The 16,212-nt window shown below is 45.5% G+C and carries 12 protein-coding genes, 2 tRNA genes and 1 pseudogene; 4 read left to right on the forward strand and 11 right to left on the reverse strand.

Going from position 1 to position 16,212, the window contains the following annotated elements; translation table 11 throughout:
* The first annotated feature begins 5 nt into the window (after positions 1-5).
* Positions 6-1,025 carry a proline iminopeptidase-family hydrolase gene (locus tag P1X15_RS07015; RefSeq protein WP_277337434.1) on the forward strand — a complete coding sequence of 340 codons (1,020 nt, stop codon included), beginning with the start codon at positions 6-8 and terminating at the stop codon, positions 1,023-1,025.
* Between the two features lie 456 nt (positions 1,026-1,481).
* Here the strand turns inward: P1X15_RS07015 and P1X15_RS07020 are convergent, their stop codons facing one another.
* The 4 genes and pseudogenes from P1X15_RS07020 to P1X15_RS07035 all read right to left on the reverse strand — a co-directional run bounded on the left by P1X15_RS07020 (position 1,482) and on the right by P1X15_RS07035 (position 3,619).
* Positions 1,482-1,625, reverse strand: a complete 144-nt coding sequence (locus tag P1X15_RS07020; RefSeq protein ID WP_277337435.1) for a hypothetical protein — start codon at positions 1,623-1,625, stop codon at positions 1,482-1,484.
* A 194-nt stretch (positions 1,626-1,819) separates the two neighbouring features.
* Positions 1,820-2,837: pseudogene (locus P1X15_RS07025) on the reverse strand (transposase).
* A gap of 49 nt (positions 2,838-2,886) precedes the next feature.
* On the reverse strand, positions 2,887-3,210 hold the full coding sequence (locus tag P1X15_RS07030) for a transposase (protein ID WP_277337436.1): 324 nt from the start codon (positions 3,208-3,210) through the stop codon (positions 2,887-2,889).
* Between the two features lie 337 nt (positions 3,211-3,547).
* Positions 3,548-3,619, reverse strand: a tRNA-Glu gene (locus P1X15_RS07035).
* Between the two features lie 145 nt (positions 3,620-3,764).
* Here P1X15_RS07035 and P1X15_RS07040 point away from each other — a divergent pair.
* The 3 genes from P1X15_RS07040 (at position 3,765) to P1X15_RS07050 (ending at position 5,556) form a co-directional block, all read left to right on the forward strand.
* Complete coding sequence (locus P1X15_RS07040) at positions 3,765-4,139, forward strand: winged helix-turn-helix domain-containing protein (protein ID WP_277337437.1); 375 nt, start codon at positions 3,765-3,767, stop codon at positions 4,137-4,139.
* 81 nt (positions 4,140-4,220) lie between these two features.
* Positions 4,221-4,294: transfer RNA gene (locus P1X15_RS07045), tRNA-Pro, on the forward strand.
* A gap of 38 nt (positions 4,295-4,332) precedes the next feature.
* Positions 4,333-5,556: a site-specific integrase gene (locus tag P1X15_RS07050; protein ID WP_277337438.1), complete on the forward strand. Its 1,224-nt coding sequence runs from the start codon at positions 4,333-4,335 to the stop codon at positions 5,554-5,556.
* Positions 5,557-5,572: 16 nt separating this feature from the next.
* Here P1X15_RS07050 and P1X15_RS07055 read toward each other — a convergent pair whose 3' ends face one another.
* From P1X15_RS07055 to P1X15_RS07085, 7 genes are all read right to left on the reverse strand, one after another.
* Positions 5,573-6,682, reverse strand: a complete 1,110-nt coding sequence (locus P1X15_RS07055; protein ID WP_277337439.1) for a hypothetical protein — start codon at positions 6,680-6,682, stop codon at positions 5,573-5,575.
* Between the two features lie 35 nt (positions 6,683-6,717).
* Positions 6,718-8,133, reverse strand: a complete 1,416-nt coding sequence (locus P1X15_RS07060; protein ID WP_277337440.1) for a hypothetical protein — start codon at positions 8,131-8,133, stop codon at positions 6,718-6,720.
* A 2-nt stretch (positions 8,134-8,135) separates the two neighbouring features.
* Positions 8,136-12,116, reverse strand: a complete 3,981-nt coding sequence (locus P1X15_RS07065) for a tape measure protein (RefSeq protein WP_277337441.1) — start codon at positions 12,114-12,116, stop codon at positions 8,136-8,138.
* Positions 12,117-12,184: 68 nt separating this feature from the next.
* Positions 12,185-12,712, reverse strand: a complete 528-nt coding sequence (locus P1X15_RS07070) for a hypothetical protein (protein WP_277337442.1) — start codon at positions 12,710-12,712, stop codon at positions 12,185-12,187.
* Positions 12,709-14,709 (reverse strand): DUF5977 domain-containing protein, encoded by a 2,001-nt coding sequence (locus tag P1X15_RS07075; protein WP_277337443.1) that lies wholly within the window; start codon positions 14,707-14,709, stop codon positions 12,709-12,711. The genes P1X15_RS07070 and P1X15_RS07075 overlap by 4 nt, the downstream gene beginning before the upstream one ends.
* Positions 14,693-15,154, reverse strand: coding sequence for a hypothetical protein (locus tag P1X15_RS07080; protein WP_277337444.1), 462 nt, complete (start codon positions 15,152-15,154; stop codon positions 14,693-14,695). The genes P1X15_RS07075 and P1X15_RS07080 overlap by 17 nt, the downstream gene beginning before the upstream one ends.
* 91 nt (positions 15,155-15,245) lie before the next feature.
* The gene (locus P1X15_RS07085) at positions 15,246-16,211 is read right to left on the reverse strand and encodes a hypothetical protein (protein ID WP_277337445.1); all 966 of its coding nucleotides are present in this window, start codon (positions 16,209-16,211) and stop codon (positions 15,246-15,248) included.
* Position 16,212: the final 1 nt, after the last annotated feature.

The following is a 16,212-nucleotide window of genomic DNA, read 5'->3' on the forward strand; positions in this document are numbered from 1 at the left end:
AAACTATGCGCGTCGTTTATTTCTTTTTAGGGCTGTGTTTGCTAGTGGCTTGCCAGCAACCCCAAACTTCTACGTCGGCTACGGTAGCTGATTATTTCTTCTACGGAGATTCGCTCGAATCGGCGGGCGTAAACTTAATCCCCATTAAAACCCCTGTGGGAGACTTTAAGGTTTGGACCAAAAGATTTGGTACCAATCCTAAAATCAAAATACTCCTCTTACACGGTGGCCCTGCCATGACCCACGAGTACATGGAATGCTTTGAGACATTTTTTCAGCGCGAAGCTTTTGAGTTTTATGAATACGACCAATTAGGCTCTTACTACAGCGATCAGCCCAAAGACGACCGCCTCTGGACTACCGAGCGATTTGTGGAAGAGGTAGAGCAAGTGCGTCAAGCTATCGGAGCCGATAGTTCTAATTTTTACATTTTAGGAAACTCTTGGGGTGGAATTTTGGGCATGGAATACGCCCTTAAGTACCAGAAAAACCTCAAAGGCTTGTTGATTGCAAACATGGTAGCAAGTGCTCCCGAATACGGCAAATACGCCCAAGAAGTGCTTGCCAAGCAGATGAAGCCCGAAATTTTGGCCGAAATCAGAGCGCTCGAAGCCAAAAAAGATTTCGCCAATCCTCGCTACATGGAACTACTCATTCCTAGTTTTTACCAAGAGCATATTTGTCGTTTGAAAGAATGGCCCGACGGCCTCAATCGTGCCCTCAAACATGCCAACAATGAAGTATATACCCTTATGCAAGGTCCGAGCGAATTTGGTATCAGTGGACGACTGGCGCAGTGGGACATCAAAAACCGACTCCAAGAAATCACCGTACCTACGCTCATGATTGGGGCCAAACACGACACCATGGATCCCAAAGCCATGGAAGAGCAAAGCAAGATGGTAAAGAAAGGGCGCTATTTGTACTGCCCCAACGGTAGTCATCTAGCCATGTGGGACGACCAAAAGGTATTCATGAGCGGCGTCATCAAGTTTATCCACGATGTGAATGAAGGCAAGTTTTGATGAAGTTCTCCTGCCAACTTTTTGGAACTTTGGCGGGGGATTAGAAAAAGTTCAAATTCTGTCCAGTAGCAACATATGATTGCTGGCAAGAAAAGCCCAGTAATCAGGATGCAAACAATATTGGTCTGCAGAACAATAATGAGTTTATTATTTTTTAAATAAAGTAAAAGGTTGCACTGTTTCTTTTCACCGGATCTAAAAATCCCAACCTTAAACCAACTTGGCCACCTTCTACTACTTCGTATAATAGATAGCAATTTTTAGTGTTTGGGATTGACACACAGCCCAGAAGCATAGGAGGTGGTGGCACTTCGCCAAAATCACAGGAACATTTGTCTATACTACTGACTTTATAGCTTACTGCTTTATGCGAAATTTCTTTAATGGTATTTGTAAAAGTAGTGGCTGTGATTTTAAGACCTTGACTTTTGTTATTTTCTAACATCCATTCACCAATCAGTAGTTTTTTAACTCAGCAACTGATACTTTCTTTTGGTCAAAATATAACTCATCGCCTGGAGGCGGTGGCCCTTGGGCAAAACCAGACTGAAAAATAAATAGGCTAAAAAAGCTAACCAAGAGGACAAAAGGAGTTTTCATGAGGTTTGATTTAGATAACTTTTACTTATTTTTAATTGTGTAGTGTTCAAGATACCGATTAATAACATAAAAGCAAAACGGATTAATGTAAAATTTTTGAAGGTTTTATGCTTTTATGGACTTGTCAGCTGCTGAAGATCATATAAAAATCCAGTGATTTTGGATCAATTACAAAATTTGTGGAGCAACTTAGATTAAGCATATAATTGCGTTAGTCGGTACAGGAAAAATCCTACATTTCTTACCCCTCTGAATTGAGCTCGGAATGCTTTGATTTTAGCACGGTCCGTCGCACGGTTAAAAGACTCGGCAGAAGCATTGGAAAGTAATTAAGGATAGTTTCGTAATGATTTTGGATAGAACGGGCTACGGTATTGAAGGCTTTAAATCCTGACTGACGTACTTTCTCGTGCCATTTGGCCAATCGGGCCAATCCGTACAATTTATCGGTCGTATTCTCGAAAATATGACTCAAAGCCATCGTTAGCTCATAGGCTTTTTTCAAGTCAGCATAGTGCTCAAAGATCAATTCGGCCCTTTGCTTCTGGCTTTCTGTCCAATCAGAGGCTTTTTTGTAGAGCACATACCTGCTGCGAGCCAATAACTGTTTAAGCGTATCGCCATTGGAAAGCACTTCCGGTTGGTATTCTGTTTGAGTGGCTTTGGCTTGCTCAATAGCCTCATTTTCAGTATCTATTGCTTGCCAACGATACTTAATTCTGATTTCCTGTAAGGCTTCCGAAGCCAATTTCTGTACATGGATCGGATCGCCGAAGCGAGCGATTCGTTACCTGTGTAGCCAAAGGGAAGCTTCGCTTAGCGATTAAAGCCATATTGCCAGCCATATCCAACGTAATTTCAGTTACCTTTTTACGCGTTTTCAAGGGAATTTTCCGAAGAATTTCAATCACTGTTTTAGCCTTTGTGCCGGCAATAATGGCTATAATACTCCCGCATGGGCGGTCCCACTTTTTTACCTTTAGCGGCTTTGTTGGTAAGAATTGTATACAACTCCCCATCCGAGAGGGACGTCTCATCAATTGAAAGATGGGTACCCATATTTTGAGCATACAGCAGCCATTGTTTGGCATGTGACTTCTGATTCCATTGCCTAAATCCACGCTGAGATTCTTTGTATTGACGCAATAGTTTTTTTCCATTGACCCCATAAAAACGTCCAATGGTATGGGTATCATTCGGTGTCGTATCGATGAATCTGTTTTCGCTTAGGCGATCCGAAAAAAAGCCGCAAATTCCTGTGTCATTCGCGACTGGGCGTCCCCGTACCTTGAGCTACTTGATTCCAATCCCGTTGTTGAACTTTTCCTGTAATGGTATTTAGCCAGCGACGGCGCTTGATATGAAGAAATACCCGTTTATCTCGAATGGGAAAGTCCTGAATGGTAATTTCAGGCAGAAAACCTTTCGATAATAAGTGCTTCCCGGAAAGCTCTGAGTCTTCATAACTCTTCTCTTGAAGATAAATATGAAGCACATTCGATACAGGTTCAACTTTGAGTAATGCGTAGTAGGATAGGATAAAATCAGGTAAGAGGTACTCTACTAAAGGAAGGTAACTTTCCAAAACCAATAGATTTGATTAAACGCACAAACCTAAAAAAATCCAACCTCCTCCACAACTTTTGAACTTGATCCGTGATTTTTCATAAAAGCGATTTGGAAGCTATCAACTGAATCAACTTGTGTGTCCATCTGAATAGCTATATTGTTGAGTCTTGATTGTTTAGCTAGCTGGGTTTTAAACTCCCTAAGCTATTTATTAGGAATGAAACTTACTACACAAATTTTGGTTTTAATTCCTGAAATGGCTGAAAATTAGTAGTTTGTACAGCCCATAAAAACAAAAAACCCTGCTTTTCAGCAGGGTTTAAGTGGCTTCATCACGTCTTAGTGCGATTCTGTGACCCGTAGGGGAATCGAACCCCTGTTTCAACCGTGAAAGGGTCGTGTCCTAACCGCTAGACGAACGGGCCGGCTGGTTCCATTGTTCGCTGCGTGGGTGAAACGTGGTGCAAAGGTACGTTTATTTTCGTTCGTGTCAATAGCTGAATGATTTTTTTTTGAAAAAAATTTTTTAGTGACTGATTATCAGTACATTTGAAATTAAAATTTTTTTGCATGAATAGTAATACAATCACACAAATACTCAAAGAACTAGATTTTCGGGTTGCTGGTACCCTCTGGATAGAAAGTAAAGAAGGTAGATTTCTGGGGCCGGGTAGGGTAGAGCTCCTCGAACGAATCTCCAGCACAGGCTCTATCAACAAAGCCGCCAAAGAAATGGGCATGTCGTACAAAAAAGCGTGGGAGATGGTAAGCTCGCTCAATGCCCAAGCTCAAAAACCGCTTGTGCTTACTCAAACAGGTGGAGAGAAAGGTGGAGGGGCTGTAGTCACTGAAGAAGCCCAGCAACTGATTGAATATCACCGATTGATGCGCGAACGATTCCGAGCGTTTTTGGAAAAAGAAAGTGCGATGCTTACGCAGCCGTAAATCATTTTGTAGAATAAATCCATTATTTTTACCATGATTTGTTGACTCTATTGAAAAAAAAACTACTTTTGCACCCACGTTCGGGATGTAGCACAGCCAGGTAGTGTACTTGTATGGGGTGCAAGGGGTCGTGAGTTCGAATCTCGCCATCCCGACAATTGAAAAGCCTGTAAGCCAAAAACTTACAGGCTTTATGTTTTTAAAGTGGCAGAATGTGGCAAGCTGGTGGCAGAACTATGCAGCGCTGCAAAATATAGTAGTAAAAATGTCATTCCCTTACAAAGCAGCTTATCTTTCTAAACCCAATGATAATTCACTAGAAAAAAAATGGTTCATCACCTTCTGGGTATGGAATGAAACCAAAGGTGAACTGGAGAGGAAAAGAATTATAGCGATTGGGGATTCTGTGGAGGAAAGAGAAAAATTTGCCAATAGCCTCATATCCGAAATTAATGCAAAATTAGAGAAAGGGATTGTAGTGGCCCCAGTCAAAAGGGCAACGGTTTTGGAAATAGAGCTAAAGCCTAATATGTTACTTACTGACGCTCTCTTATTTTTTACTACTCTCAAAACCGCGACCCTCAAGAAAAAGTCTTCTACCACTTACTCGGATAACAGTAAGAACTTTGAGGAATTCCTTACTAAGAAAGGCCTTTTGGGCATTAAGCTGAATGAGTACACTGCTGCTCAAGCGAGTGAATACACTGATTATATAATTCTTGAGAAGAAGTTGTCTAATAAGTCGCACAACAAATTGAAAGGTTTTGCCAGTTCGGTTTTCAATGAGTTTGTGAGGAGAAAACTTATTCAGGAAAACCCCTTTTCAAATATCACTGGACTTATTGTTACTCAGGGAGGGCATCGGGTTTTTACGCCTGCCCAAATCGCAGAGTTTAAAAACATTGTGCAGCAACATCAACCCGGAATGTGGTTTTTTGCGGCTTTTATTTACTATACGTTTATGCGACCTCATCAGGAGGCTCGACAAATAAAGGTAGGAGATATTGGAGACCGAACGATAAGAGTGCAGGAAACCATTGCCAAAACGAGTGTGATTCGCCATGTTTATATTCCTCCGGGATTAGAGGCTTTGTTACAACAACATGAGATAAGAAGCTATCCTTCTCATTTTTATCTATTTTCTTATAACGCTGTTCCTGGCGCTCAATTGGTGTCAGAAGGGTACTGGTATAAAAAGCACAAAAAGGTACTAATCCAAATGGGTCTATTTAATAAAGGATATGATTTGTATGGATGGAAACATACTGGAGTGTGTGCCTTGTACCGAGCTACGAAAGATATCAAGCTGGTACAAGAGCAGTGTGGTCATAAAGACATAAAACAGACCGTAGACTACTTGAGAGATTTGGGGGTGCTGTTTTATGAAGGGCAAATCAATAAATTCCCTACTATATAACTAGAATGATAGCTATTTAGTTAGAACGAATAATATTTGTGCCCTCATTGAGCTCATCTTCCGTTTCTTGCTTAATTTTTTCAAAATCAAACTTCTGAGAGGTGATGGCATTTTTCATTAAATTAAGTTTGAACAGGGGGACATGTTCACTAAGAATTTTCACAAGTGTATTTTTAAAAAAGACTCCTGAAAACATTGCTTGGCGTATTATATACCTCTCGTTTACTTCTTTAAATTTATCTTGATAAGTAATGTGAGCTATTAAGAAATATTCACTTGGATACCTCATTCGGTGAGGTAACTCAATGCCTATAGCGATTCCTTTACTATAGCTTTTTTCTTCAAAAGGCTTTAGAGGAGGAATAACATCACCCATTTCAGGAAGTGGATAGGAGATTGTTTTATCGCCTATCAGTTTTATGAATAGATAACGTATTTTAAAGTTTTTGGCTGGAGAGTTTCCTGAGTTGGCTATTTTTACATAAGGTTGAAGAGGAAATGTACCTTCTTCTCGTAACGTGTCACTTTTAAAAACTATATCTAAGTCTAAAAAGGGTTTTTCAGCTAATTTCTGATTTTCTACTGAAGCTCTTAGCATTAAGAGCTGTATTGAGTCTCTTAGTCTAGCTTGTTTGGACTGAGCTATTTCATTGTCTAATGTATTTCTCATTATTCTTAGCTGCAGTAAATCTCGGTTTCTCATCTGCAAGGCTTGCGCTTTATCTTGTTCGTTTTTTTGAATTAATAATTGTAATTGTGTAGAATCTCTTTCTCTAATTCTATAAATTTCTTGTTGATTCTCTACTTCCTTTTTTTTTGCATCATAATAGCTTTTAGTTAAAATGCTAATTTGAATAGAATCATTCGTTCGTTTTTGTGCGGCTTCTTTTCGTATTTCTAATTTATCTATGTTTTGCTCCTCTTGCGTTTTAGCATTGTAATAAACCGTGTAGATCAAGGTTAGTGGGGTCGAAAGTGCTATTATTGTATTGAAAAGCTCTTTCTTGTCAATTTTAACTAATTTATTATTACTCCACTTTTTCATAGAGTGAAAGCTCGTGATGAGCCATCTTTTTGACTGAGCAGTGAATTGGTGAATTGCTTTAAGAAATTGTTTTTTTGTCATTGTTATTTTAGGGTAAATACTTAACAAATATAGCTCTACTTCATCCAAAGTTCAAGTTCGGTAGCTCCTTTCAAGGGCAGATTGATACGCTGGTTGCCGATGATGTAATCACGGCCTTGGATGTGGACACACATGGTTTCGCCGGCCCGTTGGTGCATATCAATTTTGGCAATGTCGGTGGCCGTCAAATTCCCGGCTAAAATTCGGCGGGAGGTGCGGCCTCGGAACGTCTCAAACTGCCTCCAGTGCGCATCTACGAGGTTGTTGGTACCATGCCAAGCCAGGCGCGTGGTACCGTAATAATTGGAGGCAAAAGGAATACCCCCCACCATGCCGTGCCATAGAAGCAGGCGCGGCCCAAATTTAGCATTCCGCTGATTGTTGACGGTGGTGATACCGGGTTGCTCCACAAGGGGCAAACCTGTTTCGGTGACGTCGGTGGTACTGAAACGGGTCTTGACGGGAAAAAGTAGTTCGGTACCGTCGGTATTGTATTTTTCGTAATCGAGCGGTTTGACTTTCATCCGGCCGTCGTTAGAATCAACCTCCCAATCTAACTCTAAACGCGTGGCTAACTCCGGGGAGCGGGCGGCGACTTCCCCAAATTTTTGGGACCAATTCAGGGTGGTTGCCTGTTGGAGTAAGTTGTCTACGTAGTGCATCGTCAGGGTACGCGAACGTACATCGAAGAATAAGGCCAAGTTGAAAAGCTTGCGTAGCTCCTTGAGCAAGTCGGGGATGGTCAGCTCAGGCAGGTGATTCCGAAACTCTATGACGGTATCGGTAGGCTCAACGGCAAAGGTATTGTAGAGAACGAGCCGCTTCATGGTGAGGTCGTCGATGAATTGACCCGTGATCGTAAAATTACACAAGTCTTCAATTTGCTCAAGTAACCAACGTAGATAAACCATTGGCACCTTGGGAGCAGTGACCGTGTAAGCCCCGGATGTATATTCATTCATGTATCCGGTGAAGCCCACAGGCGGCGCCGTACCATAGAAGCCGGGATTTTGGACGGTGGGTAGGCAATAGGCGTCGGTGAGGTGATTGGCCGCTGCCGTAAAACCGCCGGGTACGGGAGCCGTACCAAAGTCGATTTGGGGCAGGAGTACCTTTTGATAATCCCCAAAGATTTCGCCTAAGTTTTGGGAATACATGACTTTGTAGCCGTCGTTTCCCACTTCCCTCAAGGTGATGTAGCCGCGCTCGATGAGTTCGCCGTCGGCGTACTGCTCACAGTACAAATCCTCGGTCGGGAAGGCGGCTTGGGGTTTGTAGTACCAGTTAAAGAACTTATTGTTTTTGGGCGAAAAAGGTACCACAAAGTCCAAAACCTTAGAGCCCTGAATGACGTCAAAATCAAAAATAGGATTGTAACGATTGAGGGTAATGGTACGGTCAGGCTTGAGGTCGATGGCCTGCCCTTCGATGCGTATTTGAAAACTTCCCATGCTTATAAATTGGATTTGGCGTTAGCGGCCGCCGCTGCCGAAAATGCCCCTTGGATTTCGTGCAGACTAGGCCCGGTTGGTTTGTTTTTGATGTCGTTCAAAAGTCCGGTGTGGTTCTTCAGCTCAGAGCCATTTTGTCCCATGGCCAAGACGAGCATCGAGAGACGGGTATTGGTTTTTTTCATCTCCTCCAACATCTCCTTTTGGATTTTGGAGTTTTCTTCAATCATGGCCTTGGTCTCGTTTTGGTCGGGTACGCCCTGTACGTCGGCATCGCCCGTGCTACTGCCACCACTGTAGCTATAATCGTCGTTGGATGAACGGCTCTGGTACTCCTCACCGCTGTCTACCCCACCTTCCATAAACATCCGCCCTCCGTTTCGGAAAAAGGGCATTTGGGTAGCGGATACCACCCCGCCGTCACGGAGCGTGATAGGAGCGCCGTTTCGATGCAGCGAGCTGTGCAATAATTTGTCGATGACGGGGCGATTGTTTTTGTAGGTGTTGCGTGAAAGAATCATGAAGGGTTCTCCACCTTCCATTTCGCCGATTTCGCGGCCCGAGCTACGGTCTACGAGCGAGATGCCCGAGTCGCCGTATTTGAGGCCGTGGCGTGGGCCTTGGGGGACGCCCGCGTTGCGTACGTAGCCATTAGCGGCTTGGAACACGCCCCCATTCTCACCGGAAAACTGTTGACGCTTGATGGCGGCAATCTGCAAACCCGTCGCCACGGCGGTAGCAGCGGCAAAAACGAGGTTGACCGGAAAGAAGCCAGAGGCCAACGCTTTCACAAAAGCCATTCCACCGCTGATGAGCGCCATCGCGATTTGCAATTTTTTGTCTCGTTCAAAGGCTTCTTTTTGGGCAGCTTTGAGTTTGTTATCGGCGTTTTTGTTGATGTTGGTAACCCCCTTTTCGTACTCATCCTTGGAAATCAGCCCTTTCTTATACTTCTCTTCCCACGCCTTGAGCTGGGTATCTTTTTCCTTTTTGATGTTGGCTTCCTGCTTCTGTAAGTACTGCTGATTGAGCTTTTGCAGGGCGGCTACACCTTGTTGGGCAATTTGTCCAATCTGCTGGGTAGTTTTGGAAAAATCTTGGAAACGCTCCTTGTTAAAGAGGGTGTCGTTTTTGGTTTTTTGGGCCAAAAACTGAGTGAAGGCCGTGAAGTCGCCCTGCATCATCTGCTTGACGGCGGCAAAAAAGGTAACGTTATCCTGCTTGCGGTCGCCGTTGGCTTTCTGCTCCTCCCGCACCTTATCGCTCAAATACTTCTGGAAACCCGCAAAATCACCGTCTTGGGCTTTTTTGACCCAACCCAAAAACTCCTCATTGTCCTGTTTGCGTTTGGCGGTGGCCTCCTTTTGGAGCTGTACTTTATCGTTCTGAAGCTGCGTTTCGTTTTGCTTGAGCTTGGCAGCCAAGGCCGTGTCAATATCGGTAATGGCCTTGGCGCGTTGGTCGGTATCCTTGATGCTCTCGTTAATCCGGGCTTTTTCCTCCGCCGCTTCATTTTTGAGTTTTTGGGCTCTGAAATTGGCTTCCGCTTGCAGCAAATTGACCTTGGCGTCGTATTGTGCCTGGGCGTTGTTGGTGGTAAGGCTCAGGCTAAGTTTGGCGTTTTCAATTTCGGCCTTGAAACCCGCATCCAATAACAACTGGTCCTCCTTGCGTTTTTTGTCGCGGGCGTCGGCTTCCTCCTTGGCTTTTTTATCGCGCAAGGTTTTTTCTTTTTCGGCTTCGCTATCAAGCAGGGCTTTCTTTTGGTCTGAATACCACTTGTCGAGGTTGGCTTTGAACTTGTCAAACTCACTCTTATCGGTGAATGCCTTCTGAGCGGCGGCCAATTCTTGGTTGTAGAGGTTTTGGATTTTCTTGGATTCCTTATCGTAGCTAGACGTAACCCACCGCTCCAAGAGCTGCTCTTTCTTTTTGGTGGCCTCGTCTTGGAGCCGGCCCACGACAGCCTGATGCGCGGCCTCCAGCGACTCAATCTCCTTGCGTTTTTGGGCTTCGGAGGCTTTGGAGTTTTGGATGCGTTGGAGGGCGGCTTGGTACTTGAGTTCTTCGGCCTTGAGCTGACCTACGATGTCGTCGTCGATGGTTTTGAGGTTGTTTTTTCGGATTTCATCGTTGGATTTTTTATTGGCCGAAATCACCTCCTTGGATACCTTTTGGGCATTGGTGGTTTTGTGTTTGACCACCTCATCGTCGGTTTTCTTGTCAAGGTCACGCAGGTCGTTGCGTAGCTTGAGGGCGTTGGCCCGGACCTGTTTTTCGCGGTCGGCTTCGTCTTTGACGGTGGCCTTGATGTAGTTTTGACGGGCGAGGGCTTCGGCCTTGAGGGCATCGGCTTTGGCCTTGGTCATGGCGGTATTGTGGGTAGTTTCGAGCTTGGCGAGGGCCTGAATCTTCTGATTTTCGTCTTTAATCGTTTTGTTGATGCGGGCTTTCTCGGCGGCGTATTTGGTGTTTTCAGCGGCAACGGCCCGGTCTTGCACGTCACGGATTTTGTTGATTTGGACGTCAGCCACGTTTTTGCTCCAACTAGCGCCAATGGCCTTGAAATTCTTATCGGCATTGCCCAACATATTGTCGAAAGTGGCGTTGGGGTTGATTTTGAAATCACCGCCAAAGAAATTCAAGACCTCTTTGCCTTTATTGACCAAAATCCCCAAGGCATCAACTACGGTACCGACAATCGTGATAATGGCCCGCATCGGGGTGGAGAGGGCATTGAATACCGTCCCAATCGCACTGGCGGCGTCGCGCACGGAAAAAGAGACCTCGTTGAAGTCGATGAATTGGGCCAAAAGGGTACGGAAACTATTCCAGACGGAAAGAACAATGTCGGCGATGTTGTCGAAAACGGTGACGATAGGCTCGGAGTTTTCGACGAAGGCTTTGGCAATTTCGATGCCGGTGTTCATGGCCTCCATGACTCCCAAAAAAACGGGTTTGAGCACGTCGCCGAGCACGATTTTGAGGGCGTCGAAGTTATCGCCGAGGTTGGATAGTTTTCCCTCAAGGGTGCCCGAAATAGCGGCCATGCCGCCCATAACCCCGTCTAATTCCCCAAACGACAACAAAGCTGCCTGAATGGCTTCGGGGGTGTTGGCGATGGTTTTTTGGACGCCTTTGAAACTGAGCTCCACTTCTTCGCCGTTTTTAGAGGCTTGGATACCAAATTCCTTCAGACGCTCAAACTCCCCGGTGGTGGCATCCAGTATGGCTTCGGTGAGCTGGTCAAAGCTTTTGCCTTGGGAGGCGGCGATGTCACCCATTTTGGTCATTTCTGCCATCGTAGGCTGTAAGCCCCGGTTGACATACTTGACGTAGGATTCGGTCAGCTCATCCACGGTAAAAGGCGTGGTAGCGGCCAGCTCCTTGATGTCGTCCATTGCTTTTGTAGCCGCTTCTTGGGTGCCTAGGGCATTTTTCAACACGGCCTCGTATCGCTCAAACTTACCCGCGGTCTCGAAGATTTCTTTGCCAAAATCAATGACGCTTCCAATGGCGGAGGTAATGGCTTCGACGGTGAAAGCGGCGGCAAAATTGGCTTTGAAGGAAGTCCAAAAGCCTTCCTGTTCTTCGCCTTCGTTTTTGATTTTGCGCATTTCTTCGCGCGTGTCGGCGATTTTGGAATCGACCTCGCTGATTTCCTTCAGCTTGGCAATCCACTCCTCGGAGCCTACTTTGAGGTTGCCCAGCTCGCGGTTGAGCTGACGGCTGCGGGAGCTGAGTTCATTCATCGACGCGTCGTTGAGGTCGATGTTGCGGGTCATGTCACGGATTTCTTCGTTGACATCCCGCTGAAGGCGTTTCATTTCCTTCCAAGTTTCACTGCCTTTTTCTCCGTTTAGCTCCATCAGGCGCAATTCGGAGTTGATGTCTTTGAGTCCCTTTTGGAGACCGTCGATGGTTTCGGCTGACTCATCCCCAAGGATTTCGAGCCTTAACCGGGCTACTTCTTCTAATGTCATGGCTGTATACGCAAAAAGGTACGGTGGCAAATTGCACCGTACCTTTTGGGTATGACAGGACAAGAATTTTAGCCTAGAGCGGCTTCTTTCATGGCTTGGAGGAGGAAGCCTTGTGCATGGTCGAGCATCCGGCGCCGCATCACATTCATGAAATCAGCTTTGGTGCGATTGTACCAAGTGTGTTGGGCTTTACGCCTGACAATGGGTACTTTTTTTCTAGCTTGGATGATTTGACGAGCTATCCGCCTAGCTACATTGATAGTAGTAGGTATTTCGCCATATTGATAGCCCGGCACGTAGGCAAAACGATCAATTCCTACTCTGTTGACGTACTCTTCAATCGCTTCTAAGGGCATGGGAGCTAAATAGTTGAGGACTTTCATGTCCTTAAAACGCCCGTAGCCTCGAAACTCAATCACACCCGCAACCGACAATTGTCCGGCTGTTTGGATGATTTGGTACTCAAAACTATTTCGGAGGTCACCGCTCAGGACGATACCTGAGCGTTCGACGGCTTTTTGGAAGTAGCCAATGGCCTCCCGCGTGATTTCTTCGGCCAAATCGGTGGCTTCTTTTTGCAGTTCTTGGCTTATCATAGCAGTTCTCCAATGATGATGAGGTTAGGATCGCCCCAATTGACGGTAATGTTGGCAATGCGATAGGTCTGGTTGCCCGACAAAGGGCCACTGTCAAAGCCTTTGGACGGGATTCGGAGGCGGAAAGTGGAAAAAGGCGTCGATGAATAAGCGACCCTAATGTCAATATTATAGGTTCCAGCATTCAGGCCCGTGGCGGCGTAGCGTACCGTTGGGGCATTGTAGCTGGTGTTGGTGATAGGTTCGTCGGAGCCTATCAAAACGGCAAAAATGGGATTAGTGGCCGCGTCGGGGCAAGCATTGGTCAAACCCAGCGGAATAGCCGTGGCGGTGATACAAGTGCCGTACAGGTTGGCATTGTCTTGGGTGTCGAGGGCGTTGGCCGCGCTCTGCGCTTTGGCGTTGGCATCGGCTTGGCTCACCTCTGAGCCGTATGAATTGGCCGCTACCGTAATGGTCCATTTGCCTCCTACTTTACCCGCCGTGCAGTTGTTACGTTTAAAAACGGACTGTTGGCTAATGGCCACGTTTTTGAACGTAGTAGTAGAGGCGGCACAATCGGCACTGTCCCAAGTGGGGATGTAGCCTTCGGTACCAGCGGTGTTGGCTTTTTGGATACGGGGTTTGACATCCTCACCCGTATCAGTATAGTATTGGACCAGCAAACCGTACCTTTTTTTGCCGTTTCGCAATCCGGTAGATTGGTTCAGCTCACAAGCCGGGGCGTCGCCTCGCCAACCCGTGGGTCGAGCGGGAGCGGCGGCCAAAGTGGGTAATTGACTATAGGACCGCTCACTATTGGTATAGCGGAATGTGAGGGTACGAGGAACGAGCTTTTCGCGGTCATCGTCGGCAAGGTAGGTGTCATTGACCAAGGTGAGCGGAAGATAGGCCCGTTCGGTGACCAGGAAAATTTGCTCGGCAAAAAACAGTTCCTGCCAGTACTGACGCAAGGCCGCGTTTTGGTAGCGGCCATAGCCCACGGCGACCGAAATCTCACGCTCACCCGTGACGCGATTGATGACGCGTTCGGCCACTTGGGGTAAGTACTCATAGCCCCGAAACTGTTCGGCGGTTTCGCGCTGGACCTTCAGGGTTTCGGTACCGTCGCCATAACAGTCAAGGGTATCCCACATTCCAAGGCTATTTTGGAAGAGGAAAAAACGGACGTTTTTGGTGTAACGGCGGTCAATCAGATAGGTACGTTCTTGCGAAAGGCGTTCATTGTTTTCGTTGGAAACCCATACCGTATATCTAATGACGGGCTTGTTGGCGGCATTGAGACGGTTGTGTAAGTTGAGCTGAGTGGGTCCCACGGGGATATTGTAAACGGCCATTGCCGCGATGTTGGCTAAGGTTTTGGCCGTAATGGTTTCACTCGACCAATCTTCGTAGGTGATTTCGACGCGTAATCGCAGCTCCGAGGGGCTAGGGCTGAAATTGGTAAGAAAACCCAAAAATTCGGGTTGGTTAGGCCGAATCATCACCGCGTTGGGTTTCCAAGTAAGAAACGCGCGGTTGGCTCCTAGATAGGCCGTAAAAAAGCGGTCTTTGTAGGAGCTGTAATAGCTATCCTCAAAGCCACCCCGAAACACAAAGGAGGACGGTAGGAGGTTTTCGTTAATGAGGGTGTTACCATTTTTTCGGATAGCCTTGGTGTAAAATGGCAATACGACGGCTTGGCAGAGGGTGATTTCGTCGATTCCGAAAGGGGGCACGGTGCTTTCGAGCAATCCATGCAGCAGCTCTTGGATTTCGAAATTAGCACCGGGTAAGGTGGTGATACCCGCCAAGGTAGTAGGCGGCTCCTCGCTTGCTTCGAGGGTCGTGAGCAGCTCAAAACTCCCTTGGTAAAACTCCGGGGCAAAGACCTGAAGATAATAGCGGAGCTGGGAACGGTTGGGATAGGCAACGGGGTCGGTGGCATCGACGTTGATGACGATGGGCAGTTTGGAGAGCTGCAAATCTAAGTGAGTGAGGTTAGCTAAGTAGTCCATTGGCGGTAAATCTAAGTTCAAATTCTAGTCTCCAGCCCCAATGGTCGCCTGCCCATCCACGGTCAACGGCGGTTTTTTTCATGCCGCTAATCGTGCAATCGAGGACGCCCTTGGCGCGGTTGTCTTGACGCATTTTTTTCTGAAGGGCCTGCAAAAGTCGCATGGCATTGATTTCGGTTTGTACCTGAGCGGAGCGGTCGTCGAGGGGAGCCGAGCCGATGACGCTGATGCCGCCGTAGTAAGCTTCGATGAGCTGCCCGGCGCCGTTGTCTTCGGAGATGATTTCGGGTTGTTCGAGCCAGACAAAGGGATAGGTGAAGCCCTCTTTGGATATGGCATACTGGATACCTAACTCTACGCCTCCGTAGAGGAAGAACATATCCTGACTTGTGGCCCAGGACTGGAAGTAGGCGATGTAGTTTTCAAAATCGGCAGTGATAAGCATTGCTTGGGTTTTTGCCCAAAACAAAAAAATCCTGCCGGGTTAGGACAGGACAGGATTTTTTAGGTAGATACGTGCTTTAACACAATGTATTTTAAATGAAATTTATCTTCCAGTCTTGTTTTACTTGTTCAAGGTTTTCTTTTGTTAACTTCGATGTGAAAAAATCATGTATACTTTGAGCTTTGGGAACTAGAGAGTCTAATTCTGTTTTATTAATTCCCTCATAGAGGTCATTGTAAAGGTCTTCTAAAGATCTACGTATAAAAAATGGCCCCCTTTCTTTAATTATAAAGTCTAAAATATCGGTATGACCTTTGCCGATATTTCTTACGAATACGGAATACAATAGGATTATTTCCTGCTCATCTAACTCTGCATTTAACAATATGTCTACTACTACGCTGATTATATTGTGAGTTTTAGATAAGAATTCATTAAAAGATTCTATGTTTTGACTGATTATTCGTACGATAGAGAGAACTGAATTGTAATTCTCTTTTTCCAATTCCATCATTGTACCTAATTTACTAAGAGATTTTGTTTTATTTCCTGGCTTTTTAGGTCGTTTTTTTAACAAAAGTGATTTAATTTCCTCATTATATAGGCTGCTTAATTGTGAAAATGCTTCTCTTCCCGTCAATGTTTTGTCCTCCATTTTGATTGAAAACTCTTTTATTGCATCACTGAATCTGTCTAATTGGCTGTAAATGACACTGGTAGCGCGATTAGCAAGGAATTCCTGCCTTGCATATATCATCCCTTTCCTTTGTAATTCAAATTCCTGCCTTTGTGTGCTGAGTTGTATTGCCTGATAACAGATACTAAGAAATAAACCTATAATTGTGATACCTGATAACAAAGCACTAAAAGCACCATAGGAATCGCTCAACTGTCCGTTTTTTTCAAGATTAAAAGGGGGAACTCCAATATTTGATGCGTTTGGGCTTTCTATCAAATAACGTTTTTCGTTGATTAAAACGGGGAAGTTTTGCCAAGCGCAGAAAATCCAATAACCTAAAATTATTGCGACAACTAGAGGAGGTAAAATTTTTGCCATT

This window comes from Runella sp. MFBS21 (assembly GCF_029433105.1).
Lineage (GTDB): Bacteria > Bacteroidota > Bacteroidia > Cytophagales > Spirosomataceae > Runella.

Coding starts and splice junctions, on each gene's coding strand:
- P1X15_RS07015 (WP_277337434.1), top strand. CDS start 6: ATGCGCGTCGTTTATTTCTTTTTAGGGCTGTGTTTGCTAGTGGCTTGC.
- P1X15_RS07020 (WP_277337435.1), bottom strand. CDS start 1,625: ATGAAAACTCCTTTTGTCCTCTTGGTTAGCTTTTTTAGCCTATTTATT.
- P1X15_RS07040 (WP_277337437.1), top strand. CDS start 3,765: ATGAATAGTAATACAATCACACAAATACTCAAAGAACTAGATTTTCGG.
- P1X15_RS07050 (WP_277337438.1), top strand. CDS start 4,333: ATGTTTTTAAAGTGGCAGAATGTGGCAAGCTGGTGGCAGAACTATGCA.
- P1X15_RS07055 (WP_277337439.1), bottom strand. CDS start 6,682: ATGACAAAAAAACAATTTCTTAAAGCAATTCACCAATTCACTGCTCAG.
- P1X15_RS07060 (WP_277337440.1), bottom strand. CDS start 8,133: ATGGGAAGTTTTCAAATACGCATCGAAGGGCAGGCCATCGACCTCAAG.
- P1X15_RS07065 (WP_277337441.1), bottom strand. CDS start 12,116: ATGACATTAGAAGAAGTAGCCCGGTTAAGGCTCGAAATCCTTGGGGAT.
- P1X15_RS07070 (WP_277337442.1), bottom strand. CDS start 12,712: ATGATAAGCCAAGAACTGCAAAAAGAAGCCACCGATTTGGCCGAAGAA.
- P1X15_RS07075 (WP_277337443.1), bottom strand. CDS start 14,709: ATGGACTACTTAGCTAACCTCACTCACTTAGATTTGCAGCTCTCCAAA.
- P1X15_RS07080 (WP_277337444.1), bottom strand. CDS start 15,154: ATGCTTATCACTGCCGATTTTGAAAACTACATCGCCTACTTCCAGTCC.
- P1X15_RS07085 (WP_277337445.1), bottom strand. CDS start 16,211: ATGGCAAAAATTTTACCTCCTCTAGTTGTCGCAATAATTTTAGGTTAT.